This is a genomic window from Streptomyces sp. NPDC005195, assembly GCF_040608315.1.
Taxonomy (GTDB): Bacteria; Actinomycetota; Actinomycetes; order Streptomycetales; family Streptomycetaceae; genus Streptomyces; species Streptomyces kaempferi.
Genome location: NZ_JBEXHZ010000015.1, coordinates 68,872 through 92,214, shown reverse-complemented (window position 1 = coordinate 92,214; position 23,343 = coordinate 68,872). Strand labels below are relative to the sequence as shown.

Sequence of the window (23,343 nt, the reverse complement as noted above, 5' to 3'; positions counted from 1 at the left end):
GTGACGTGTGGTCGAGGCCGCGCGGCCCTGGGGTTGTGCTGACGGCGGATCGGATCCGATGGGATCAGATCTGATCAGCCGCTGAACGTGCCGCTCTTCACGGCCTTCCACTTGCCGGCGACGACCTGGTAGACGGTGAGCTGCTTGTTGGTGGTGTCACCGAACTCGTCGAAGGAGACGGGGCCGGCGATGCCGTCGAACTTCGTCTTCTGGACCTCGTCCACGATCTTGGCGCGGGCGCCGTCGGGGATCTTGCCGTCCTTCACGACGTTGCCGATCGCCTTGATGATGGCGGTGGCGGCGTCGTAGGAGTAACCGCCGTAGGTGCCGTAGTCGCCCTTGAGGCCGGAGGCCTTGTACTTCTTGATGAAGTCCGCGGCGGAGGCCAGGGAGTCGACGGGCTGGCCGACCGAGGTGACGAGGTCGCCCTCGGAGGTCTTGCCGGCGGTCTGGATGTAGGTGTCGCTGAACATGCCGTCGCCGCCGAACACCGGGACCTTGGCGCCGCCGTCCTTGAGCTGCTTGGTGAGCTTCTCGGACTCGTCGTACTGGCCGCCGTAGTAGACGAGGTCGGCCTTGGAGTTCTTGATCTTGGTGACGAGGGCGGAGAAGTCCGTGTCGCCGGTGTTGACGTGGTCCTCGCCCGCGACCTTGCCGCCGCCCTTGGTGAAGCCGGCCTTGAACAGCTTGGCGAGGCCGGCGCCGTAGGTCTGCTTGTCGTCGACGACGAAGACGTTCTTCTTCTTCAGCGTCGTGGTCGCGTACTCGGCCGCGAAGCCGCCCTGGAGGGCGTCGGTGGTGGCGGTGCGGAAGTACGTCTTGAACGGGCGGGACTTCGACGTCTGCCAGTTCTTGCCCTGGGTGAGTTCGGGCGCCGTGTTGGACGGCGAGATCTCGACCAGGCCGGCGGTCGCGAAGACCTGCTGCATCTGGGTGGCGACACCGGAGTTGAGCGGGCCGACGACGCCGAGCACCTTGTCGTTGCCGACGAGGGCGGTGGCGTTCTGCTGGCCGCTGGCCGGGATCGCCTTGTCGTCGAGCGCCTGGACCTTGAAGGTCACGCCGGGAACGGTGTTGTTCTTGTTGGCGTCGTCGACGGCGATCTGGACGCCGCCCTGGATGCCGAGACCCGTGGCGGAGTTCTGACCGGTCAGCGGGGCGTCGACGCCGATGATGATCTCGGTCTTCTTGCCGCTGTCCTTGTTGCCACCGTCGTCGCGCGAACCGCAGGCGGTCAGCGTGAGTGCTCCTGTGGTGAGCACGGAGGTGAGTATGACCAAAGAACGGTGTCGCACGATGATTCCTCTCCCTGGCGCAACAGCTCGGCTGAGCTGCTGTGAGTCTCGCCGGGCCGTACTGGTGGTACAGATGCCGTGCTAGCAGACGCGCCCGGCGGCGCGGTGACTGGCCGTGACTCTAAGCCTGTCTGTGGGCCCCGGCATCGTGGTGGGCTGGCTTGTGACTTTCTTGTTATGACGTGCTGGTTGGTGAGCTTCGAGGAAGGGTGCTCTCGGCCGGTTTGGCGGAGATTCGGCGAAGTCCACATGTTGAGAATTCGCACTTCCGGTTGTGCGTGGGTGAGCGTCAGGGTGGGAAGGCGTCGCAGGTCGCGCGGAGGGGCGGGGAAAGATCCTTGGAGTACTGGCCTTCGAGGGGTGAACTCCCGTGCTGTATTGCGTGCATGTTACGCAGCGTCACGTCGGGGGCCGGGAGGTTCGGCGTCGAGGGGGAGTCCGGAACGCTCGGTCACGGAGGTGTGGACCGTGATCCGGTGGGTTGTCCCGGCGTGCGCGGTAAAGGGCGCGTGCGGTGGGGTCCGGGCCTGAAGTCCGGCGAAGGTGGTGGTGGTCCCGTATGCGGTGGATACGTCGCAACGGGGTTGTGGGTGGGCCGAGTCGGGGTGGGTGGCCTTGGACTCGGCCTCGTCCGGGCTGACTTGGCGTCGGCGCGGCCCATGTTCCGTGAGGCGGCGGCGCCTTGGGGGAGTGGTGGGCGTGGAGGGGGTGGTCGCGGCAGGGGTGCGGGCGGGGCGCGCGTCCGGCCGGCTCCGGGGAGGGCCGGCCGGGCGGGCTGGTCGAGACGGCGGGGTGAGGGTTCAACTCCCGCCGTGCCGTGCCGACTCGGCCGTGGTCGCGCCGGCCGGCCGCATTCGTACCTGTCAGCTACGTCCGTACGTGTGTCGGGCGGGCCCCACTGCCTGTCCGCCCGCCCTGTCCGCCCGTTCTGTCCTTCTGCCGGTCCTGTCTGTCCGCCGTCCGCCTGTGCGGCGGGCGGCGGCGGGCGGCGGGATCCGGCGTTCGTGCGCGGTCGGGCGTCAGCCCTGGGAACGCACGTGCTGTTCGTCGCCGGGCCTCACGTCCCGGAGCAGACAGGTCAGTCGAGCGGTGCACACGCGCTTGCCGTCCTCGTCCGTGATGACGATCTCGTACGTGGCCGTGGAGCGCCCCCGGTGGACGGGTGTGGCCACGCCCGTGACGAGGCCGGAGCGCGCCCCGCGGTGGTGGGTGCAGTTCAGGTCGACGCCGACGGCGATCTTGGTGCTGCCGCCGTGCAGCATGGAGCCGACGGAGCCGAGGGTCTCGGCGAGGACGGCGGACGCGCCGCCGTGCAGGAGTCCGTACGGCTGGGTGTTGCCCTCCACGGGCATGGTGCCGACGACCCGGTCCGCGGAGGCCTCGACGATCTGTACGCCCATGCGGGTGCCGAGGTGGCCCGCCGAGAAGAGGGCGGGCAGGTCGACGCCGAGCGCGGCGTACTCGTCGAGGATCTCTTGCGGGAACTTCACGTGGCTCTGCTCGCCCATGGGGGCCGGCTCCGATCGTCGTGGATCTCTCTGGCTGACTTCCTGAGCGAACGCTCAGTCGGTGGCCGATTGTTCCAGACGGACCACGACGGACTTGCTGGCCGGGGTGTTGCTGGTGTCGGCGGTGGAGTCGAGCGGGACGAGGACGTTCGTCTCCGGGTAGTAGGAGGCCGCGCAGCCGAGGGCGGTCGGGTAGTGCACGACACGGAAGCCGGGGGCGCGCCGCTCGACGCCGTCCCGCCACTCGCTGACCAGATCGACGTACGAGCCGTCGGCGACGCCGAGAGCGCGCGCGTCCTCGGGGTTGACCAGGACGACCCGGCGGCCGTTCTTGATGCCCCGGTAGCGGTCGTCCAGGCCGTAGATCGTGGTGTTGTACTGGTCGTGCGAGCGCAGGGTCTGCAGCAGCAGGCGGCCCTCGGGGAGTTTCGGGTACTCGACGGGCGCGGCGGTGAAGTTGGCCTTGCCCGTGGCGGTCGGGAAGCGGCGTTCGTCGCGTGGGGCGTGCGGGAGGGCGAATCCCGAGGGGTCGGCCACGCGCGCGTTGAAGTCCTCGAAGCCGGGTATGACGCGCGCTATGCGGTCACGGACGGTCGCGTAGTCCTTCTCGAACTCCTCCCAGGGGGTGTGGGAGTCGTCGCCGAGCACGCGGCGGGCGAGGCGGCACACGATGGCCGGTTCGGACAGCAGGTGGGTGCTCGCGGGCCGCAGGCGGCCGCGTGAGGCGTGGACCATGCCCATGGAGTCCTCGACGGTGACGAACTGCTCGCCGCCGCCCTGGAGGTCGCGTTCGGTGCGGCCGAGGGTGGGCAGGATCAGGGCGCGCGCGCCGGTGACGACGTGCGAACGGTTGAGTTTCGTCGACACGTGCACGGTGAGGCGGGCGCGGCGCATGGCGGCCTCGGTGACCTCGGTGTCGGGGGACGCGGAGACGAAGTTGCCGCCCATGGCGAAGAAGACCTTGGCGTCGCCGTCGCGCAGGGCGCGGATGGCCCGGACGACGTCGTATCCGTGTTCGCGGGGTGGGGCGAAGCCGAACTCCTTCTCCAGGGCGTCCAGGAAGGCCGGGGCGGGGCGCTCGAAGATGCCCATGGTGCGGTCGCCCTGCACGTTCGAGTGGCCGCGGACCGGGCAGACGCCCGCGCCGGGGCGGCCGATGTTGCCGCGCAGCAGCAGGAAGTTGACGACTTCGCGGATCGTCGGCACGGAGTGCTTGTGCTGGGTGAGGCCCATGGCCCAGCAGACGATGGTGCGCTGCGAGGCGAGGACCATGGCTAGGGCTTCGTCGATCTTCGCGCGGGTGAGGCCGGTCGCGGTGAGCGTCTCGTCCCAGTCGGCGGCGCGGGCGGCGGCCGCGAACTCCTCGTACCCGTGGGTGTGCTCGGCGACGAACTCCTGGTCGACGGCGCCCTCCGTGTCCAGGACGAGCTTGTTCAGGAGGCGGAAGAGTGCCTGGTCGCCGCCGAGGCGAATCTGCAGGAACAGGTCGGTGAGGGCGGCGCCCTTGAGCATGCCCTGCGGGGTCTGCGGGTTCTTGAAGCGCTCCAGGCCCGCTTCGGGGAGCGGGTTCACGCTGATGATCTTCGCGCCGTTGGCCTTGGCCTTCTCCAGGGCGGAGAGCATGCGGGGGTGGTTCGTGCCGGGGTTCTGCCCGGCGACGATGATCAGGTCCGCCTGGTGGAGGTCGTCGAGCAGGACGCTGCCCTTGCCGACGCCTATGGTCTCGGAGAGCGCGGATCCCGAGGACTCGTGGCACATGTTCGAGCAGTCGGGAAGGTTGTTCGTGCCGAGTTCGCGGGCGAAGAGCTGGTAGAGGAAGGCGGCCTCGTTGCTCGTGCGTCCGGAGGTGTAGAAGAGGGCCTCGTCGGGGGAGGCGAGGGCGGTGAGCTCCTCGGCGACGATGTCGAAGGCGCGCTCCCAGGTCACCGGCTCGTAGTGGTCGGCGCCCGCGGGCAGGTACATGGGGTGGGTGAGGCGGCCCTGCTGTCCGAGCCAGTAGCCGCTGCGGCCGGCGAGGTCGGTGACGGGGTGCTCGGCGAAGAACTCGGGGGTGACCCGGCGCAGGGTCGCCTCCTCGGCGACCGCCTTCGCGCCGTTCTCGCAGAACTCCGCCGTGTGACGGTGCTCCGGTTCGGGCCAGGCACAGCCGGGGCAGTCGAAGCCGTCCTTCTGGTTGACCCTGAGCAGGGTGAGCGCGGTGCGGCGCACGCCCATCTGCTGCTGGGCGATCCGCAGGGTGTGCCCGATCGCGGGCAGTCCGGCCGCGGTGTGCTTCGGTTCGGCGATCTGCGGCGCGTCCTGAACCGGATCGCTCTTGGGAGGCTTGCCGGCCATCGCCGAACCCCTTTCGCGTGCCTGTGTGCGGTACCTGTTCGATCCTCGCACGCGGTGGCGACGACATGTGCGGCCGGTCCCGGACGGTCCGCGCTGTCAGTGGGGCGTGGCAGGATCGGGGGCGTGGCAGAAACAGCATCGAAGAAGACCGAGAAGACCGCAGGTACGAGCCGTCCGCGACTGATGCTCATGGATGGGCACTCGTTGGCGTACCGCGCGTTCTTCGCGCTGCCCGCGGAGAACTTCACGACCGCGAGCGGCCAGCCGACGAACGCGATCTACGGTTTCGCGTCGATGCTGGCGAACACGCTGCGTGACGAGGCGCCCACGCATTTCGCGGTGGCGTTCGACGTCTCGCGCAAGACCTGGCGCTCCGAGGAGTTCACGGAGTACAAGGCGAACAGGTCGAAGACCCCGGACGAGTTCAAGGGCCAGGTCGAGCTGATCGGTGAGCTGCTGGACGCGATGCACGCGCAGCGGTTCGCGGTGGACGGCTTCGAGGCCGACGACATCATCGCCACGCTCGCCACGCAGGCCGAGGCGGAGGGTTTCGAGGTCCTGATCGTCACCGGCGACCGTGACTCCTTCCAGCTGGTCTCGGAGCACACGACGGTCCTGTACCCGACGAAGGGTGTCTCCGAGCTGACCCGGTTCACCCCGGAGAAGGTCGTCGAGAAGTACGGGTTGACGCCGGCGCAGTACCCCGACTTCGCGGCGCTGCGCGGCGACCCGTCGGACAACCTGCCGGGCATTCCCGGTGTCGGTGAGAAGACGGCCGCGAAGTGGATCAACCAGTTCGGTTCGTTCGCGGAGCTGGTCGAGCGCGTCGACGAGGTGAAGGGCAAGGCCGGCCAGAATCTCCGTGACCACCTGGAGGCGGTGCGGCTCAACCGCCGTCTCACGGAGATGGTGAAGGACGTGGAGCTGCCGAGGGCGGTCACGGATCTGGAGCGCGCGGCGTACGACCGTACGGCCGTGACGATGGTCCTGGACACCCTGGAGATCCGTAACCCCTCGCTGCGTGAGCGGCTGTTCGCCGTCGACCCGGGGGCGCTGGAGGCCGAGGCGGCGGCGCCGGTCGTCGCCGGTGTCGAGGTGGACGGCGCGGTGCTGGGCGCGGGCGAGCTGAAGCCGTGGCTCGCCGAGCACGGCACCGCGGTCCTGGGTCTGGCCACGGTCGACGCGTGGGCGCTGGGCGCCGGCTCGGTGACGGAGATCGCGCTCGCCGCGGCGGAGGGGGCGGCCGCCTGGTTCGACCCCGCGGAGCTGGACGAGGGCGACGAGAACGCGTTCGCGAAGTGGCTGGCCGATCCCGGGAAGCCCAAGGTGCTGCACAACGCCAAGGGTGTGATGCGGGTCTTCGCCGAGCACGGCTGGAGCGTCGGGGGCGTGTCCATGGACACCGCGCTCGCCGCCTATCTGGTCAAGCCGGGCCGTCGTTCCTTCGCGTTGGACGCGCTGTCGCTGGAGTATCTGGGGCGGGAGCTGGGTCCGGCCGCGGCGGCCGACGGGCAGCTGGCCTTCGGCGCGGACGACGGGGCCGAGGCCGAGGCGCTGATGGCGCAGGCCCGCACGATCCTCGACCTCGGCGAGGCGTTCGACGAGAAGCTGCCGGAGGTCGGCGCGGCCGATCTGCTGCGGGACATGGAGCTGCCCACGTCGGCGCTGCTGGCGCGCCTGGAGCGGTTCGGCATCGCGGCCGACCGGGCGCACCTGGAAGCCATGGAGCAGATGTTCGGCGCCGCCGTGCAGCAGGCGGTGAAGGAGGCGCACGCCTCCGTGGGCCACGAGTTCAACCTCGGCTCGCCCAAGCAGCTCCAGGAGGTCTTCTTCGGGGAGCTCGATCTGCCCAAGACGAAGAAGACGAAGACGGGTTACACGACGGACGCGGACGCGCTGGCCTGGCTGGCCACCCGGACCGACCACGAGCTGCCCGTCATCATGCTCCGCCACCGCGAGCAGGCGAAGCTGCGCGTGACCGTCGAGGGCCTGATCAAGACGATCGCCGCCGACGGCCGGATCCACACCACCTTCAACCAGACGGTGGCGGCGACGGGCCGTCTGTCGTCGGTGGACCCGAACCTGCAGAACATCCCGGTGCGTACGGAGGAGGGCCGCGCGATCCGCCGCGGCTTCGTGGTCGGTGAGGGCTTCGAGTCGCTGATGACCGCGGACTACAGCCAGATCGAGCTGCGGGTGATGGCCCACCTGTCCGAGGACGAGGGCCTGCTCGAGGCGTTCGCGTCGGGCGAGGACCTGCACACGACGGTGGCGTCCCAGGTGTTCTCGGTCGAGCGCCCGGCGGTCGACGCGGAGATGCGACGCAAGATCAAGGCCATGTCGTACGGCCTGGCCTACGGGCTGTCGGCGTTCGGTCTGTCCCAGCAGCTGAACATCGACGCGGGCGAGGCACGGGCCCTGATGGAAACGTACTTCGAGCGCTTCGGCGGTGTCCGCGACTATCTGCGCCGGGTCGTGGACGAGGCGCGTGCCACCGGGTACACGGAGACCCTCTTCGGGCGGCGCCGTTATCTGCCCGACCTGAACAGCGACAACCGTCAGCGTCGCGAGACGGCCGAGCGCATGGCACTGAACGCACCGATCCAGGGCACGGCCGCGGACATCGTCAAGATCGCGATGCTGAACGTCGACCGGGCGCTGCGCGAGGCCGGTCTGAAGTCCCGCATGCTTCTCCAGGTCCACGACGAAATCGTCCTGGAGATCGCCCCGGGGGAGCGCGAGAGGACCGAGGAGCTTCTCCGTCGTGAGATGGCGTCCGCCGTCGATCTCCGTGCTCCGCTCGATGTCTCCGTCGGCTCGGGAGCCGACTGGGAGTCGGCGGCCCACTAGCTTCTTCGGCGACCGGGGTTCTCGGTGACCGCGGGTCCGGGGGCCGCGCCGTCAGCGGTGCGGGGCCTGGTACCACCTGGTGCCGGGCCCCGCTCCGCCGCGACACCGGCTGGAGGCCCAAAAGCCCGGAAGCCCGGAAGCCCGGAAGCCCGGAAGCCCGGAAGCCCAAAATCCCGGAAGCCCGGAAGCCCGGAAGCCCGGAAGCCCGGAGGAGATCAGGAGACCCGGGAGCCCGGGGACCCGGACGGGGCTCGGGGAGTCAGGGCCCCGCCGTCTCCTCCTCGACCCTCGCAGGGGCCGTCACCCGCGTGGCCCTCGCAAAGACGCCCCCCGCGCGAGGGGACCGCGAGGATGCGGGCATGGGTATACGCATACTCCACCGCCGCACGGTCCTCCCCACGGGCGTCGTCCCCGCGCTGTCCGCGCCGGTGCCCGCGGTGGCCGTGAGCGCGAGCACCGCTCAGACACCCCCGGCGGCCCGCGGCTCCGGCCGGGTGCCCCGGCTCGCCGCACCCGCGTCCCGTGACGCCGGGGCGGCACCGGTCGCACAGCCGGACAGCCCCACCCCGCGGCCCCGCGCCGACGGCGCGGGCGCGACCTGCGACCTCGCGAGCGAGTGCCAGTACGACTACGACATGGAGACCCGCTCCGAGGCCACCGCCGTGGGGCGCACCGCGCTCCGGTCGGAGTGGCTCCGGCACACCCTGGACCGATGGGAGATCGCCGCCCTGCGGCCCCTGGTCACCGTCACGGACTGTCTCGGGGCCCTGCGTCTGCCGGACGTCGTCGCGGGCTCCCGCTCCCTCCTGAGGACCCGCGCCCTCGGCACGGACCTTGTCGGCCACGCCCGCGGTGAGGCCCGCCGCCCCGGCCCCGGCGGGACGCCGGGCGGGCCGGGGGCGCACCGGGAGAACGGCCCGCCGCCCCGGCCCGCGCAAGGCTGGCGGGTGCACAGTGTCGGCGCGTTCACGGGCACCGGCAGAACCTGCCGCATCGTCGTCCTGTCGCACGACAACCCGACGACGGCGCACGGAGCCCGCACCATCGGGCGCTTCGCCCGCGCCGTCCACCGTGGCCTGGGCCAGGGGCGCGGCCGCGTGCGGGGCCCGGCCCCGCGGAGCGGGTTCAGCGGGGTGCAGGACGGTTCGGCTCCGTACGCGTGGCTGCCCGGCCGGGACGATCCGGGGCGGGACGCCACACCCTGACACCGACGGCGTACAGCGCGAGGCCGAGGACGAGACCCGCGCCCGCGCCGAAGCACAGCGTCGGGATCAGTTCCCACGGTTTCGCGTCGGAGCCCTGGTAGACCCACCAGCGCGCGGCCCGCTGCGCGGCGGCGACGACCGCGCAGCCGCCGACCACGGCGGCGGCGAGCCACCGGTCGGCACGCGACAGCGCCGGCACCCCCACCGGCTCGCCCGGCGGTGTCCGCCGCAGCGCGACGACCACGAAGAGCGTGATCACCACGGCCGCCGCCATCGAAGTGCCGTACTGCGCGTACGTGAACAGGGGTGTGCCTCCGACGTCCCGTCCCAGCGCGGGCAGCAGTCGCACCCCCCACCGGTCGTGGTGCGTGAACGCGTCCCACACGACGTGCGTCAGCGCGCCGAGCGCCGCCGACGCGTACCACCACAGCGCCAGGGACGCGCCGGGCTCCCGGCGGGCCGTCCCACAGCGCAGCAGCCCGGCGAGGCGCCCCTGACGGGTGCGCGGCAGCAGGGCCACCAGCGGCTCGCGCAGGATCAGCCAGACGCCCACGAGGGTCCAGGCGACCAGGACGTCGAAGGTGAGGACACCGGTGAACGAGTGCGTGAACTCGCCGAATTCCATCGCTCCGGGTACGGCACTCGCCGCGTAGTAGGTCATGTCGGGAGCGAAGGAGCCGGCCACCAGGACCGCCGGCACCAGTCGGCTCCGGCCGCTTCCGTCGCCCCGCACGGCGGGCAGTACGGCCGCCGCGTGGCTGAGAGTGAAAGGCAAAACGTCCCCCTGTGACTGATGTCGTGCGAAGGCGTCGCCCTCGGTGATCATCGAAGGCCATTATGAGAGACGCGTGAGAAGGCACGGACGGGCCGCTCGGGGTAGGTGTCCCGGGGGACAATCGAACATGGCCAACCGGTGAAAATCGGGCGCGAACGGGTGCCCTGGCGACGGAAGTTGTCGTAGGGTCACCTGCGTCACAGTGCCAGCGAACGCGCGGAGCGCGGGCGGTCGTCCACGGGAGGGGCTCACTCAATGTCGGCGCATTTCGGCAGACTGCGCAAGGGAGCGGCGTCCACCGCCGTGGCCGCGGCAGCAGTCGCGGCCCTGTCCGCTTCCCAGGCACCCGGAGTGGCCACCGCGGACCTCGGCAGACAGGCGGCGGGCGCCCAGCCCTCGGCCGACGCGAGCACCAGCGGTGAGGGCGGCGGTGAGGGCGGGGCGACCGGTAACTCGCCCTACTACACCGACCTGCCGCCGCTGAAGAGTCCGAACCCGAGCCCGACGCCGACCATCGGCGCCCCCGTCTCGGTGGGCGTGGGCGTGGGTGAGGCCGAGGCCGGCATACCGGCGACCGTGCTCGACGCCTACAAGAAGGCCGAGACCTCGCTGCGCGGGTCCAAGCCGGGCTGCAATCTGCCCTGGCAACTCCTCGCGGCCATCGGCAAGGTCGAGTCCGGGCAGGCGCGCGGCGGCCGAGTCGACGCGAACGGCACGACGTACTCGCCGATCCTCGGCCCCAAGCTCGACGGCAACGGCTTCGCGCTCATAGCCGACACCGACAACGGCGCGTACGACGGCGACAGCGCGTACGACCGTGCCGTGGGCCCCATGCAGTTCATCCCCTCCACCTGGGCGTGGGCGGGCCGTGACGGCAACGGCGACGGCAAGAAGGACCCCAACAACGTCTACGACGCGGCACTCGCGGCCGGTCACTACCTGTGCCGGGCCGGCCGTGACCTGTCCGTGCAGGCGCACCTGAACGCGGCGATCCTCAGTTACAACAACTCGACGGCCTATCTCAACACGGTGCTGTCGTGGCTGGAGTACTACCGCAAGGGCACCCACGAGGTCCCGGACGGCACGGGCACCCTGCCCTCGCACAACAGCGGCGACTCCACGGCGAGCCCGGACCCGTCGCCCTCCAGGCCCGGCTCGAAGCCGGGCACCTCCAAGCCGGGCGGCGGTCCGACGAGCCCCTCGAGCCCGTCCGCGCCCGGTTCCCCCTCGACCTCGCCGCCTCCCACGCTGCCCACGCCCACCGAGACGGTGGATCACCTGGAGGACGCGGGCACCGGGAAGCTCACCGCGACGGCGGGCCAGTCCTTCGGCACCAAGGTCGCGGTGCGCACCGAGACCAAGGCGGGCAAGGCGGTCGCGAAGGTCCGCGTCCGGTTCCTGATCGTCGGGGACACGGACGCCACCTTCACCGGCGGCGAGAGCGTCGCCACGCTCGTCACCGACAGCAAAGGCGCGGCGACCGCGCCCGCGCTCGTGGCGGGCGAGAAGGCCGGCGGCTTCACGGTCCGCGCCACCGTCGTGGGCCGCACCCTGGGCGGCCTCGACTACGCGGCGACCGTCACCCCGCGCCAGGCCGACGCCCTGACCCGCACCGGCGACACCGCGCTGACCTGCGTGGCGGGCGGCGAGTTCGCCGACCAGGTCCAGCTCAAGGCCACCTACAAGGGTGCCGCCGCCGGGAAGGTCGCGGCCACCGCCACGCTCGTGAGCTCGGCGGTCGACGCGACCGAGAACGACAAGGGCCCGTACTTCAAGGACGCGGACGGCAAGACGGTCCGCACCCTCGCGGACCTCACGACCGACGCCGACGGCACGCTCAGGCTCCCCAAGCTGTACGCGGACGACACGGCCGGCACGTTCCTGCTCCGCGTCACCACCGCGGGCGGTGCGACGCTGACGGTCGAACTGACGGTGGCCCCGGCCGCCACGGCCACGCCGTCCGCCACGGCCTCACCGTCGAGCACGGCCACGCCGTAGTCCGGCACGACTCCGCGTGGGCCCACCAGGGCCGCCAGGGCCATGTGCGGCCCCCGCGCCACCAGGGCGCCCCTCCGCTTCCGGCGGAGGGGCGCCCTCGTCGTGTGCGCGACCTGTTCTCATCTCGGGCCGCCGTTGCTACGGTGCCCGACCTGACGATGCATCAGTTCCAGGCTCACGGGAGGCCCGCATGCGTGCCCTCATCGCCGCCGCGACCGGTCTCACCGTGGCGCTCGTCCTGGTGTTCACCATCACCGCCATGGGCTCACCGGCCGGCGGGACGTCACCGAAGCCGCTGCTCACCACCGTCCCCAAGCATCCGTAACCAGCCGGGAGGGCCGCCCAGATGCGCCGCAAGGCCAGCCTGATCCTGCTCGCCCTCGCCGTGTTCTGCGCGGCGCTGTCCCCGCTGCTGCGCTGGTACGTCTTCCCGCGGGTGGCCAAGATCCCCGCCGGCCAGTACCAGGACATGGTCCTGGAGGCGAAGGACGCGACCCTGCTCGACTACGGCACCATGAAGGCGAAGAAAGTCCCCGAGGTCACCGTCGTGCAGACCCTCAAGGGCAACGTCGAGGCCTCCGACCGGATCGAGCGGACGGCGGGCCGCGACGTCGTCGTCTGGGACTCCCTCTCCTATGTGCAGGGCCCCGACGGGAAGATGGTCTCCAAGCTCCCCGAGCGCTACATCTTCGACGCCCACACCCAGGAACCCGTCCACGCGACCGGCGAGTCGGTCGACGGCGACCCCGTCCGGCGCGACGGCATCGAGTTCAAGTGGCCCTTCCGGACGGAGAAGCGCGACTACGAGTACTTCGACGCGCAGACCCGTACCTCGGCCCCCATCCACTACGAGGGCACCCGGACCTTCCGCGGCGTCGAGGTCTACTACTTCGAGCAGACGATCCCCTGGACGAAGGTCGCGTTCCCCAAGGTCATGCCCGTCCGGGGCATCACCGCGCGGTCGGTGGCCGAGACCGGCACGACACGCTGGTACACGACCGTCCGCAGGTTCTGGGTCGAACCGGTCACCGGGGCACCCGTCTACGGCGAGGAGATCCACAAGGAGGAACTGCGCGGCGGCACCCTGCTCGGCGGCCGCGCCAAGGTGACCGCCTTCTCCGGGCACGTGAAGATGCGCGAGGACTACATCGAACACACCGTCGCCCTGGTCAAGTCCAACCGCACCCTGGTCCTGCTGATGACCTCCTATCTCCCCTGGGGTCTGCTGCTCCTGGGCGCCGTCCTGCTGTCTCTCTCCCTCTACCTGGAGGCGCGCTACCGCCGCCCGGACGATCCCGCCCCCGACCGGGCCGAACGGTCCGAGCCGGTCAGCGCCTGAGCCGCGCGTTCGTATGACGGGTCGGCTCCGCGGCCGCCGGATCCTCGGGCCACGGATGCTTGGGGTAGCGGCCGCGCAGTTCGGCCCGGACCGCCCGGTAGCCGTCCTTCCAGAAGGAGGCCAGGTCGGCGGTGACCGCGGCGGGCCGCCCCGCGGGCGACAGCAGGTGGACGAGTACCGGCACCCCGGCCACGGCGGGTGACTCGTGGAGGCCGAACATCTCCTGCAACTTGACGGCGAGGACGGGCTGTTCGGGATTGCCGTAGTCGACCCGGATCCTGGACCCGCTGGGCACCCCGATCCGCTCGGGCGCGAGCTCCTCCAGCCGGGCGGCCTCACCGGTGGCCCAGGGCAGCAGCCGCGCCAAGGCCTGCCCGGCGTCGATCCGCGACAGATCGGCCCGCCGCCGCGCGCGGCTCAGCTCCGGCTCCAGCCACTCCGCCGCGCGCGCGTGGAGCGCGTCGTCGCCGACATCGGGCCAGGGCGCGCCGAGATGCAGCCGCAGAAAGGCGAGCCGCAGGCGCAGCGCCCCGGCGTCCGGGGACCACCGCAGCAGCCCGAGTCCGTCCGCCCGCAGCCCCTCGAGCAGCGCCTCCCGTACGAGCCCGGGGTCGGCGTTCCTGAGCGGGCGCACCGTCAGTTCCACCGCCCCGAGCCGCTCGACCCGGCGCGCGACGACATCGCCCTCGGACCAGTGGACCTCCTCGCCCTCGGCGGCGAAGCTCGCGGCGGCGCGCCGAGCCGTCCCCTCGTCCACCACCGCTCCGAGCCGCACGCGCGCGTGCCCGGCGCCGACGGGACGGTCGGCCACGGCGACGGCCAGCCAGGGCGCGTCCCGCAGGGCGGAGCCGTCGCCGACGTCGGCACGGGTCCCGTTCACCATCAGGTACGAGCCGCCCTGCGCCCGCGCGAGGCGCTCGGGGAACGCGAGGGCGGCGACCAGCCCGGCGACGCGGTCGTCCCCGAGACCGGCCCGGCCCTCCGCGGCCATGTCCGCCGGCAGGCCCTTCGGCGCCTTCTCCGCCGCGTCCCTGGTGCCCGAACGCAGTCGGCGCGCCTCGGTGCGCCAGCGCGCCGCGTAGGCGTCACCGCCCCGCCTGGCCGTCCGCCAGGCCGCCGCCAGATCGTCCCCGTACTCCCGAGGCGGCTCCTCGCTCAGCAGGGCGACCACGTCGGCCGCCCGGTCCGCGCCGACCTCGGGTGCCGCGTCCAGCAGCGCCCGGGCAAGCCGTGGGTGCAGGCCCAGCCGGGACATGCGCACACCCCGCCGCGTGGCCCGGCCCGCCGGGTCCACCGCGCCCACCGCCGACAGGACGGACCGCGCCGCCGCCATCGCGCCGGCCGGCGGCGGGTCCAGCAGCGCCAGCCCGGTCGCCTCCGGGTCGCCCCAACAGGCCGCCTGCAGGGCGAACGCCGTCAGGTCGGCCACCTTGATCTCCGGCGCGGGAAAGCGCGGGAGACGAGCGTCCTCCGCCTCGGACCAGCAGCGGTACACCCGTCCCGGTGCCTCACGGCCGGCCCGCCCGGCCCGTTGCCGCCCCGCCGCCTGCGCGGCCCGCACGGTCGTCAGCGCGCTCAGCCCGCGCGCGTGGTCCACCCGGGGTTCGCGCGCGAGCCCCGAGTCCACGACCACCCGCACTCCGGGCACCGTCAGCGACGACTCGGCGACGGAGGTGGCCAGGACCACCCGGCGCCCGGTACCCGGCGCGAGCACCGCGTCCTGCACCGCCGCGGGCGCCCGCCCGTGCACCTGGAGCACGTCGGTCCCGCCGAGGTCTCCCAACTGACCGGCGACCCGCGCGATCTCGCCCACGCCGGGCAGGAAACACAGCACGTCCCCGTCGTGTTCGGCCAGCGCCCGTCGCACCACCGACACCACGTGCGCCAGCAGGGCGGGGTCCACCCGCATGCCGTGCGGGGGGCGTACGGGCCGGGCCGGAGGCGCCCAGACCACCTCCACCGGGTACGAGACCCCCTGCGCCTCGACGACCGGCGCGCCGCCCAACAGCCGGGCCCAGCCCTCGGCGTCGGTCGTCGCGGACGCGGCCACGAGCCGCAGTTCGGGCCGGAGCGCGGCCCGGACGTCCAGGAGGAAGGCCGCCACCGTGTCGGCGTCCAGATGCCGTTCGTGGCACTCGTCGAGGACCACCACGTCGACGCCCGCGAGCTCCTGGTCCCGCTGCAGGCGCTGGAGGAGCACTCCCGTCGTGACGACCTCCACGCGCGCGCGTGGCCCCACGACCCGCTCCCCGCGCACCGTGTAGCCCACGTTCCCGCCGACCTGCTCGCCGAGCAGCCACGCCATCCGCCGGGCCGCCGCCCGGGCCGCGATCCGCCGCGGTTCGGCGACCAGCACCCGGCGCGCCGGGCCCCCGCCGACGAGACCGGCGAGAACCAACGGCACGAGCGTCGTCTTGCCGGTGCCCGGCGGGGCGCACAGCACCGCCGCGCCGTGCTCCTCCAGGGCGTCGCGCAGCGCGGGCACGGCGGAGCGGACGGGCAGCCGGTCGAGGGCGTCGGTACGGATCACGCCCCCAGTCTCGTACGAGCGTCAAACACGCCTCGCGCGCGTATGCACCGCACGCGCGCGTGCGGTGTATACGGACACCCCTGTGAACGGGGGAGGCGGGAGCGAACGGTGAGGGGCGGCGTCAGTCCCGCAGACACACGAAGATCGCGGTCCCCGGGATCAGGTTCCCGCGCAGCGGGGACCAGCCGCCCCACTCCTGGGTGTTCCAGGCGGGCCACTCCGGCTCGACGAGGTCCAGGAGGCGGAAGCCCCCGGCCACCACGTCACGCACCCGGTCGCCCACCGTCCTGTGGTGTTCGACGTACACCGCACTGCCCTCGTCGTCCTGCTCGACGTAGGGAGTGCGGTCGAAGTACGAGGCGGAGACCGACAGCCCTTCCGGACCCGGTTCGTCCGGGAACGCCCAGCGGAGCGGATGCGTCACGGAGAAGACGAAGCGGCCGCCGGGGCGCAGGACGCGGTGCACCTCGCGCAGCACCCGCACGGGGTCGGCGACGAACGGCAGCGCCCCGTACGCGGAGCACGCGAGGTCGAAGGAGCCGTCCGCGAAGGGCAGCGCGCCCGCGTCGGCCTCCACCAGCGGCACGGAGCCGCCGATGCGCAGCGCGTGCTGGAGCTGGCGGTGGGAGAGGTCCAGGGCGACCGGGCGGGCTCCCTGGGCCGCCAGCCAGCGCGAGCACTGGGCCGCGCCGGCGCCGATCTCCAGGACGTCCTTCCCCTTGAGGTCCTCCGGCGGGCCGAGCAGCTCGGCCTCCACCTCGTCGAGGCCTTCGGGGCCCCACACGAAGCGGTCGTCGCCGAGGAACGTGCCGTGCTCGATCTGGTAGTCGTCCGCGTTCCGGTCCCACCAGCCGCGATTGGCGCGGGAACTCTCCGTGACGTCCGCGTCGCGTCGGGTGGCTTCGGACTCGGACTGCTCGGGCTCTTGGATGATCGGCTCCCTCGTATTAATCTGCGGGCTCGGCCCTTCGACCCGACTCGGGGGTGTCACGGCAGGGGCCGACCAGGGCCCGCGTGGCCTCATGAGACAGGTCTTGTGCCGGGAATGAGGCGATCCGCCCCGGGTGTGCGCCTTCGCGCATTGACCCTGCCCGGCTGCCCCCGTATGCTACAAGTTGCGCTGCGGGCCTGCGCACCTCAGACGTAGCAGGCTGCGCTCGCATCTGTATGTATGTCCCCTCGGTTTTCGAGGCGCCACCGGTGGTGTTCGGAAGAACACGATCCGATCTGTGCGCTTCCTTGGCTGTCCGGCCTTATGCAGAGCGAAACGGGCTCCCGGCGCAAGCAGTACCTACGACTCTCTGTCCGTACCGGAGCCCTTTCCCACATGACGAGCAGCACCGAGACCACCTCTACCACGCCGCAGGTAGCGGTCAACGACATCGGTAACGAGGAAGCCTTCCTCGCCGCGATCGACGAGACGATCAAGTACTTCAACGACGGCGACATCGTCGACGGCGTCATCGTGAAGGTCGACCGGGACGAGGTCCTGCTCGACATCGGTTATAAGACCGAAGGTGTCATCCCGAGCCGCGAGCTCTCGATCAAGCACGACGTCGACCCCCATGAGGTCGTCGCCGTCGGTGACGAGATCGAAGCCCTTGTTCTCCAGAAGGAGGACAAGGAAGGCCGCCTGATCCTCTCGAAGAAGCGCGCCCAGTACGAGCGCGCCTGGGGCACCATCGAGAAGATCAAGGAAGAGGACGGCATCGTCACCGGTACCGTCATCGAGGTCGTCAAGGGTGGTCTCATCCTCGACATCGGCCTCCGTGGCTTCCTGCCGGCCTCCCTCGTCGAGATGCGCCGTGTCCGCGACCTCCAGCCCTACGTGGGCAAGGAGCTCGAGGCCAAGATCATCGAGCTGGACAAGAACCGCAACAACGTGGTCCTGTCCCGCCGTGCCTGGCTGGAGCAGACCCAGTCCGAGGTCCGCCAGACGTTCCTCACCACCCTCCAGAAGGGTCAGGTCCGTTCCGGCGTCGTCTCCTCGATCGTCAACTTCGGTGCCTTCGTGGACCTGGGTGGCGTCGACGGTCTGGTGCACGTCTCCGAGCTCTCCTGGAAGCACATCGACCACCCCTCCGAGGTTGTCGAGGTCGGCCAGGAAGTCACCGTCGAGGTTCTCGACGTCGACATGGACCGCGAGCGTGTCTCCCTGTCGCTCAAGGCGACGCAGGAAGACCCGTGGCAGCAGTTCGCCCGGACGCACCAGATCGGTCAGGTCGTCCCGGGTAAGGTCACGAAGCTCGTTCCGTTCGGTGCGTTCGTCCGCGTGGACGAGGGCATCGAGGGTCTGGTCCACATCTCCGAGCTGGCCGAGCGCCACGTGGAGATCCCGGAGCAGGTCGTCCAGGTCAACGACGAGATCTTCGTCAAGGTCATCGACATCGACCTCGAGCGCCGCCGCATCAGCCTCTCGCTGAAGCAGGCCAACGAGGCCTTCGGTGCCGACCCGGCCTCGGTCGAGTTCGACCCGACCCTGTACGGCATGGCCGCGTCGTACGACGACCAGGGCAACTACATCTACCCCGAGGGCTTCGACCCCGAGACCAACGACTGGCTCGAGGGCTTCGAATCCCAGCGTGAGGTGTGGGAGACGCAGTACGCCGAGGCGCAGACGCGCTTCGAGCAGCACCAGGCTCAGGTCATCAAGTCCCGCGAGGCGGACGCCCAGGCCGAGGCCGAGGGTGCCAGCACCTCCACCGCGGCTCCGGCCGCCTCCGGTGGCGGTTCGTACTCCTCGGAGTCGGACGACACCTCCGGCGCCCTGGCGTCGGACGAGGCCCTGGCTGCCCTGCGCGAGAAGCTGGCCGGCGGCCAGAGCTGAAAGGCTCCCCGCTAGGCAGTAGCTGAAAGAAGTGGGCCCGCACCGATTCGGTGCGGGCCCACTTCCATGGGGGGTCCGATCTTCCGGGTCGGGTCAGGGCGTCACCGTGATGTTGGTGAGCCCCTTGCCGCCCGTCACCGCGTTCGACGCGTACACGGTGGTCCTGCACGAGGAGCTGTAGTTCGTGACGTTGACCGCCAGCTGCTTGTCGCCCGACGCGCCCCGCAGATCCGAGGTGTTGCCGCGGAACACCGTGCCGCAGCCCCAGCCCGACTGCTGGGTGTGGGTCTCGTAGCCGTCGTTCGTGGTGGCGGTGCCCCTGTTGTTCTGGACGAGGACGTCGTTGCCCTTCACGTCGACCCAGGAGTCGTCGAAGTTGGCGCCGGTCAGGCCACTGCCGTCGAAGGTGTTGCCGGTGATGCGCGCACCCGTGGTGCCCTCTTTGATGTCGACGTTCTCGCCGCCCACGTCCGGGCCGATGGTGTTGCCGCTGATCTCGACGCGGTCGCTCTTGTCCGAGGTCCCGCCGGCCGTGCCGACGTAGACGCCCTCGCCCATGCCGCGGCCGTCGTTGCCGGTGTCGTAGATCTTCGAGTTCCTGATCGCGCCGTCCGTGCTGGAGTTGCGGAAGTGGACGCCCTCCATGTCGAGCCCGTGGACGGTGACCGAGTCGACGACGACGCCCTTCGCCGAGTCGATCATGATGCCCTTCTGGCCGCCGGTGACGGTGATGCCCCGGACCGTCCAGTACGAGGCGCCGTTGAGGTGCAGCCCGTAACCGCCGCCCGCCGTGAGGACGGCCTTCGAGGAGCCGGTGAGGGTGATACGGGAGCCGGAGCCCGCGGCGGTCGTCGTCTTGAAGTTGCCGGTGTACGCGCCGTCCGCGAGGTGGATGGTGTCGCCGGGCGCGGCGGAGGTCAGCGCCGACTTCAGCTGGGCGGCCGTGGCGACCTCGATGGTCTGGGCCGCGGCCGCGGTGGGCGCTGACGTCAGCACCCCGCCCGTGGCCAGTGCCGTGCCGAGCAGGGGGAGGAGGAGCGTACGTCGGATACGCATGTGGGGGTGACCTTCCCGTCGGTCCGCAGAAGACTTTTCGTTCTTGTACATGAACTTCGGGCGCCCATATGAACGTAAGGGGGTCATGGGTTCGCGTCAAGGTCCGTACCAGGCCGGTGTGCGGGGAGGGAATCGGGGCGGATACACGAGTAACCGCAGGGCGGTGACCGGCCGTTGCCCGGATCCCCCCGGTCGTTCAAGATCGAGAGGGGAGCCGAAGGCGTGACAGCATCAGGAGTGATCGAGCGCGTCGAGCCGGCGTGCGTTCTTGCGCACGGTCGGTCTGACCGGCGGCGGGGCGCGATGGTCGCCACCATGGGAGCCCTCGGCCGCGCGCCCACCGCGCGGGCCGCTCAGCGTGAACAGCCCTGCCGCGCACCGAAGCCGGACGATTTCACGCTCACCGGGCCGCGAACTCGGCTTCCCCGTCGAGGTGTTCACGAACACGAACGCGGCGTCCAGAGCGCCCTGGAGGCGATCACCCCGCGGTCCGCGGGCAGGATCGGCCTCGAAATACCGCTCAGGCTGGGGGGAGCACGACCACCGCGTCTACGGCGGCATCACCGAGACCGACCAGGACGTCACCCACATCTGGCACCCCTCCTTGCCCTTCTCCCACCACTGACGCCAGACACCCCACCTGAAGGCCGCGCCTGGCACGACACCCCCGGGCGGACCGGACGACCCCCGCTGCGCGCCCCTGATCCGGCCCGCCGGACGCGTCCACTTCGCGGGCGACTGGCCCAGCTACACCGACGCCTGGCAGCACGGCGCCTTCACCTCCGCCCGCGACGCCGTCACCTCGCTCCACGCGCGCGTGCTGTCGTCGTAACGTTCCACGCGCGCGTGGAGTTCTCGCGACACGCGCGTGCGTGCCGTGCCCGTGGCTTCCGCCCTCGGTCCCGTCACCGCGCCCTCGGTCCCGTCACCGCGGGGGACCCGGCCGCTCGTGGCGGACGGGCAGAAGCGACGGGACAGTGGGGCGCAGCGCGGGACGGGAATGCCTGTGCTCCGCACCACGTTGTGGACTAGGAACACGAGGAGGAGCGGTCACAGTGCTTGATCCGCAGGGTTTGTACGCATGGGAGCCGAAGGGCCTGGCCGTGGTGGACATGGCGCTCGCCCAGGAGTCGGCCGGACTGGTCATGCTCTACCACTTCGACGGATACATCGACGCGGGTGAAACGGGCGACCAGATCGTCGACCGGCTGCTCGACTCGCTGCCCCACCAGGTCGTGGCCCGGTTCGACCACGACCGGCTGGTGGACTACCGGGCACGCCGCCCGCTGCTGACGTTCAAGCACGACCGGTGGACGGACTACGACGAGCCCGCGCTCGACGTGCGGCTCGTCCAGGACGCCACGGGCGCGCCCTTCCTGCTGCTTTCCGGCCCCGAGCCGGACGTCGAGTGGGAGCGTTTCGCCGCCGCCGTCGAGCAGATCGTGGAGCGGCTCGGCGTCCGGCTGGCGGTGAACTTCCACGGCATCCCCATGGGCGTTCCGCACACCCGCCCCGTGGGCCTCACACCGCACGGCAACCGCACCGACCTGGTGCCCGGCCACCGCAGCCCCTTCGACGAGGCGCAGGTTCCCGGCAGCGCCGAGGCCCTCGTCGAGTACCGCCTCATGGAGGCCGGACACGACGTGCTGGGCGTCGCCGCGCACGTCCCGCACTACATCGCCCGCTCCCCCTACCCGGACGCCGCACTGACCGTCCTGGAGGCCATCACGGGCGCCACGGGCCTGGTGCTCCCCGGCATCGCGCACTCGCTGCGCAACGAGGCGCACCGCACCCAGACCGAGATCGACCGGCAGGTCCAGGAGGGCGACGAGGAACTCGTCTCCCTCGTCCAGGGCCTTGAGCACCAGTACGACGCTGCGGCGGGCGCGGAGACGCGGGGCAACATGCTGGCGGAGCCGGTGGAGATCCCGTCGGCGGACGAGATCGGGCTGGAGTTCGAGCGCTTCCTCGCGGAACGCGAAGGCGACTCGTAGGCCGTGCCGGACCCCTCGCACCGGATCCGCGGGCCGCTCCCGACCGGTGGGAAGGGTCCGGCACGGCCCGGCACCGCGCCGGACCGCCGCACCGCCCTCGACCAGGGGCGGCCTCGGCGCGTGGGGGCCGCGCCGGTGGCTGTCAGGGGCAGGCCCTAGGCTTTCCGGCATGTTGAAGGTGGGCCTGACCGGCGGTATCGGCGCCGGCAAGAGCGAGGTGTCGCGGCTCCTCGTCGAGCACGGCGCGGTCCTGGTCGACGCGGACCGCATCGCGCGGGAGGTCGTCGAACCCGGAACTCCCGGGCTCGCGGCCGTCGTCGAGGCCTTCGGTACGGAGGTGCTCGCACCGGACGGCAGTCTGGACCGTCCCGGACTGGGCTCGATCGTCTTCGCCGACCCCGGGAAACTCGCGGTCCTGAATTCGATCGTGCACCCCCTGGTGGGGGCTCGCTCCCGCGCCCTGGAGAGTGCCGCCGCGCCCGGCTCCGTGGTCGTCCACGACGTCCCCCTCCTCGCCGAGAACTCCCTCGCGGCGCTGTACGACCTCGTGATCGTCGTGGACGCCGCCCCCGCGACCCAGCTCGACCGGCTGGTGCGGCTGCGCAAGATGACCGATGCGGACGCCCGCGCCCGGATGGCCGCCCAGGCCACCCGCGCACAGCGCCTCGCGATCGCCGACGTCGTCATCGACAACGACGTACCCCTGGAAGAGCTCGAGCGGCGCGTGGGCGAGGTATGGGCGGATCTCGTGCGCCGAGCGCACGCCCGCGAGGAATAGCGGCCCGCGTCCGGGGCGTTGGACGCATGAAGTAAGGGAAGGAGTGAGCCGTGCCCGAGATCAGCGGACCGACCGGACGTACTCCGGAGACGCATGTCATCGACTTCCGTGCCGCCGAGCAGTTGCTCGCCGCGCGCGACCCACGGGGCGCGGTGAAGCTGCTCGACCCGGTGATCGCCGCGCACCCGGAGAACACGGCGGCCCGCCTGCTGCGCGCGCGTGCCTTCTTCGCCGCCGCGCAACTGCGGCCCGCCGAGCTGGAGTTCACGATCGTGCTGGAGCGCGAGCCGGACAACGCGTTCGCGCACTTCGCGCTCGCCCGCACCTACGAGCGCCAGCTCCGCCCCGAGCAGGCCAAGCGGCACTTCAGACTGGCGGCGGCGCTCGATCCGAATCCGCAGTACCTGGAAGCCGCGCGCTTCGACTCCTGAGGCCGTCCCGTGATCCACCGGGGAGTACGGGCCAGCCCTCGGACCGCCGCCGCCCACGGGTGGCGGGAGGCCCTACTGGTGGTGTTCCGGCGGCCGGTACGGCGGGATGTCACGGCTCGGCTGGTAGTGCGGGCCTTGATGGATGTGCCACAGGATCATGGTCATGTCCACGGTGGCCACGAGCCACAGCGCGCCGCAGGCGGCGGCCCACCCGGGCCGTCCGGCCAGCGCGAACGCGGTCGTTCCGAAGATCGCCCAGACCAGACCCCACGCAGTCAGCCAGAAGCGCATCCGCAGGGCACTGCGCGCTGTCGTCGGTTCACTGCCTGTACGCATGGGGATCACCGTTCCCGGACCACCATTCCCACTGAAAAACGTACTCTCGTCGTGCACGTTCACCAAAGGGACGAGGGCCGGACCGAC

At 71.3% G+C, this 23,343-nt stretch carries 17 protein-coding genes; 9 read left to right on the top strand and 8 right to left on the bottom strand.

From position 1 onward, the window contains the following. Positions 1-74 precede the first annotated feature (74 nt). The 3 genes from ABZV34_RS18390 to ABZV34_RS18380 form a co-directional block, all read right to left on the bottom strand. Entirely contained in the window at positions 75-1,295 is a 1,221-nt protein-coding gene (locus tag ABZV34_RS18390) for a branched-chain amino acid ABC transporter substrate-binding protein (RefSeq protein WP_356277185.1), read from the bottom strand. A gap of 1,019 nt (positions 1,296-2,314) precedes the next feature. Then, on the bottom strand, positions 2,315-2,803 hold the full coding sequence (locus tag ABZV34_RS18385; RefSeq protein WP_356277183.1) for a hotdog fold thioesterase: 489 nt from the start codon (positions 2,801-2,803) through the stop codon (positions 2,315-2,317). A gap of 54 nt (positions 2,804-2,857) precedes the next feature. Continuing rightward, complete coding sequence (locus ABZV34_RS18380) at positions 2,858-5,137, bottom strand: FdhF/YdeP family oxidoreductase (protein ID WP_356277180.1); 2,280 nt, start codon at positions 5,135-5,137, stop codon at positions 2,858-2,860. 123 nt (positions 5,138-5,260) lie between these two features. Here ABZV34_RS18380 and polA point away from each other — a divergent pair, with 123 nt between their 5' ends. After that, a complete protein-coding gene (polA, locus tag ABZV34_RS18375) occupies positions 5,261-7,987 on the top strand; it encodes a DNA polymerase I (RefSeq protein WP_356277177.1) in 2,727 nt (908 codons plus the stop codon). A gap of 359 nt (positions 7,988-8,346) precedes the next feature. Then, on the top strand, positions 8,347-9,192 hold the full coding sequence (locus ABZV34_RS18370) for a hypothetical protein (protein ID WP_356277175.1): 846 nt from the start codon (positions 8,347-8,349) through the stop codon (positions 9,190-9,192). On the opposite strand, the gene ABZV34_RS18365 is transcribed toward ABZV34_RS18370, so the two are convergent. Further along, the gene (locus ABZV34_RS18365) at positions 9,113-9,967 is read right to left on the bottom strand and encodes a DUF4184 family protein (RefSeq protein WP_356277173.1); all 855 of its coding nucleotides are present in this window, start codon (positions 9,965-9,967) and stop codon (positions 9,113-9,115) included. The genes ABZV34_RS18370 and ABZV34_RS18365 overlap by 80 nt on opposite strands. A 255-nt stretch (positions 9,968-10,222) precedes the next feature. Between ABZV34_RS18365 and ABZV34_RS18360 the strand changes: the two genes are divergently transcribed. From ABZV34_RS18360 to ABZV34_RS18350, 3 genes are all read left to right on the top strand, one after another. Further along, a complete protein-coding gene (locus tag ABZV34_RS18360; RefSeq protein WP_356277171.1) occupies positions 10,223-11,965 on the top strand; it encodes a lytic transglycosylase domain-containing protein in 1,743 nt (580 codons plus the stop codon). Between the two features lie 190 nt (positions 11,966-12,155). Next, complete coding sequence (locus ABZV34_RS18355) at positions 12,156-12,290, top strand: SPW_0924 family protein (RefSeq protein ID WP_356277169.1); 135 nt, start codon at positions 12,156-12,158, stop codon at positions 12,288-12,290. Positions 12,291-12,311: 21 nt separating this feature from the next. Next, positions 12,312-13,304, top strand: a complete 993-nt coding sequence (locus ABZV34_RS18350; protein ID WP_356277166.1) for a DUF3068 domain-containing protein — start codon at positions 12,312-12,314, stop codon at positions 13,302-13,304. Here the strand turns inward: ABZV34_RS18350 and hrpB are convergent. Both hrpB and ABZV34_RS18340 read right to left on the bottom strand, forming a co-directional pair. Further along, positions 13,294-15,834 (bottom strand): ATP-dependent helicase HrpB, encoded by a 2,541-nt coding sequence (hrpB, locus tag ABZV34_RS18345; protein WP_356277163.1) that lies wholly within the window; start codon positions 15,832-15,834, stop codon positions 13,294-13,296. The two genes, ABZV34_RS18350 and hrpB, sit on opposite strands and share 11 nt — an antisense overlap. 121 nt (positions 15,835-15,955) lie before the next feature. Then, positions 15,956-16,825: a class I SAM-dependent methyltransferase gene (locus ABZV34_RS18340; RefSeq protein ID WP_356277160.1), complete on the bottom strand. Its 870-nt coding sequence runs from the start codon at positions 16,823-16,825 to the stop codon at positions 15,956-15,958. A 336-nt stretch (positions 16,826-17,161) separates the two neighbouring features. Here ABZV34_RS18340 and rpsA point away from each other — a divergent pair, with 336 nt between their 5' ends. Further along, the gene (gene rpsA, locus ABZV34_RS18335; protein ID WP_356277157.1) at positions 17,162-18,661 is read left to right on the top strand and encodes a 30S ribosomal protein S1; all 1,500 of its coding nucleotides are present in this window, start codon (positions 17,162-17,164) and stop codon (positions 18,659-18,661) included. A 93-nt stretch (positions 18,662-18,754) separates the two neighbouring features. Here the strand turns inward: rpsA and ABZV34_RS18330 are convergent, their stop codons facing one another. Continuing rightward, positions 18,755-19,717 carry a right-handed parallel beta-helix repeat-containing protein gene (locus ABZV34_RS18330; RefSeq protein WP_356277155.1) on the bottom strand — a complete coding sequence of 321 codons (963 nt, stop codon included), beginning with the start codon at positions 19,715-19,717 and terminating at the stop codon, positions 18,755-18,757. Positions 19,718-20,772: 1,055 nt separating this feature from the next. Here ABZV34_RS18330 and ABZV34_RS18325 point away from each other — a divergent pair. From ABZV34_RS18325 to ABZV34_RS18315, 3 genes are all read left to right on the top strand, one after another. After that, on the top strand, positions 20,773-21,711 hold the full coding sequence (locus ABZV34_RS18325; RefSeq protein ID WP_356277153.1) for a PAC2 family protein: 939 nt from the start codon (positions 20,773-20,775) through the stop codon (positions 21,709-21,711). A gap of 169 nt (positions 21,712-21,880) precedes the next feature. Next, a complete protein-coding gene (gene coaE, locus ABZV34_RS18320) occupies positions 21,881-22,489 on the top strand; it encodes a dephospho-CoA kinase (protein WP_356277150.1) in 609 nt (202 codons plus the stop codon). 50 nt (positions 22,490-22,539) lie between these two features. Then, on the top strand, positions 22,540-22,920 hold the full coding sequence (locus tag ABZV34_RS18315) for a tetratricopeptide repeat protein (protein ID WP_356277147.1): 381 nt from the start codon (positions 22,540-22,542) through the stop codon (positions 22,918-22,920). Between the two features lie 72 nt (positions 22,921-22,992). Here ABZV34_RS18315 and ABZV34_RS18310 read toward each other — a convergent pair whose 3' ends face one another. After that, complete coding sequence (locus ABZV34_RS18310; protein ID WP_356277144.1) at positions 22,993-23,256, bottom strand: DUF6343 family protein; 264 nt, start codon at positions 23,254-23,256, stop codon at positions 22,993-22,995. Between the last annotated feature and the right edge of the window lie 87 nt (positions 23,257-23,343).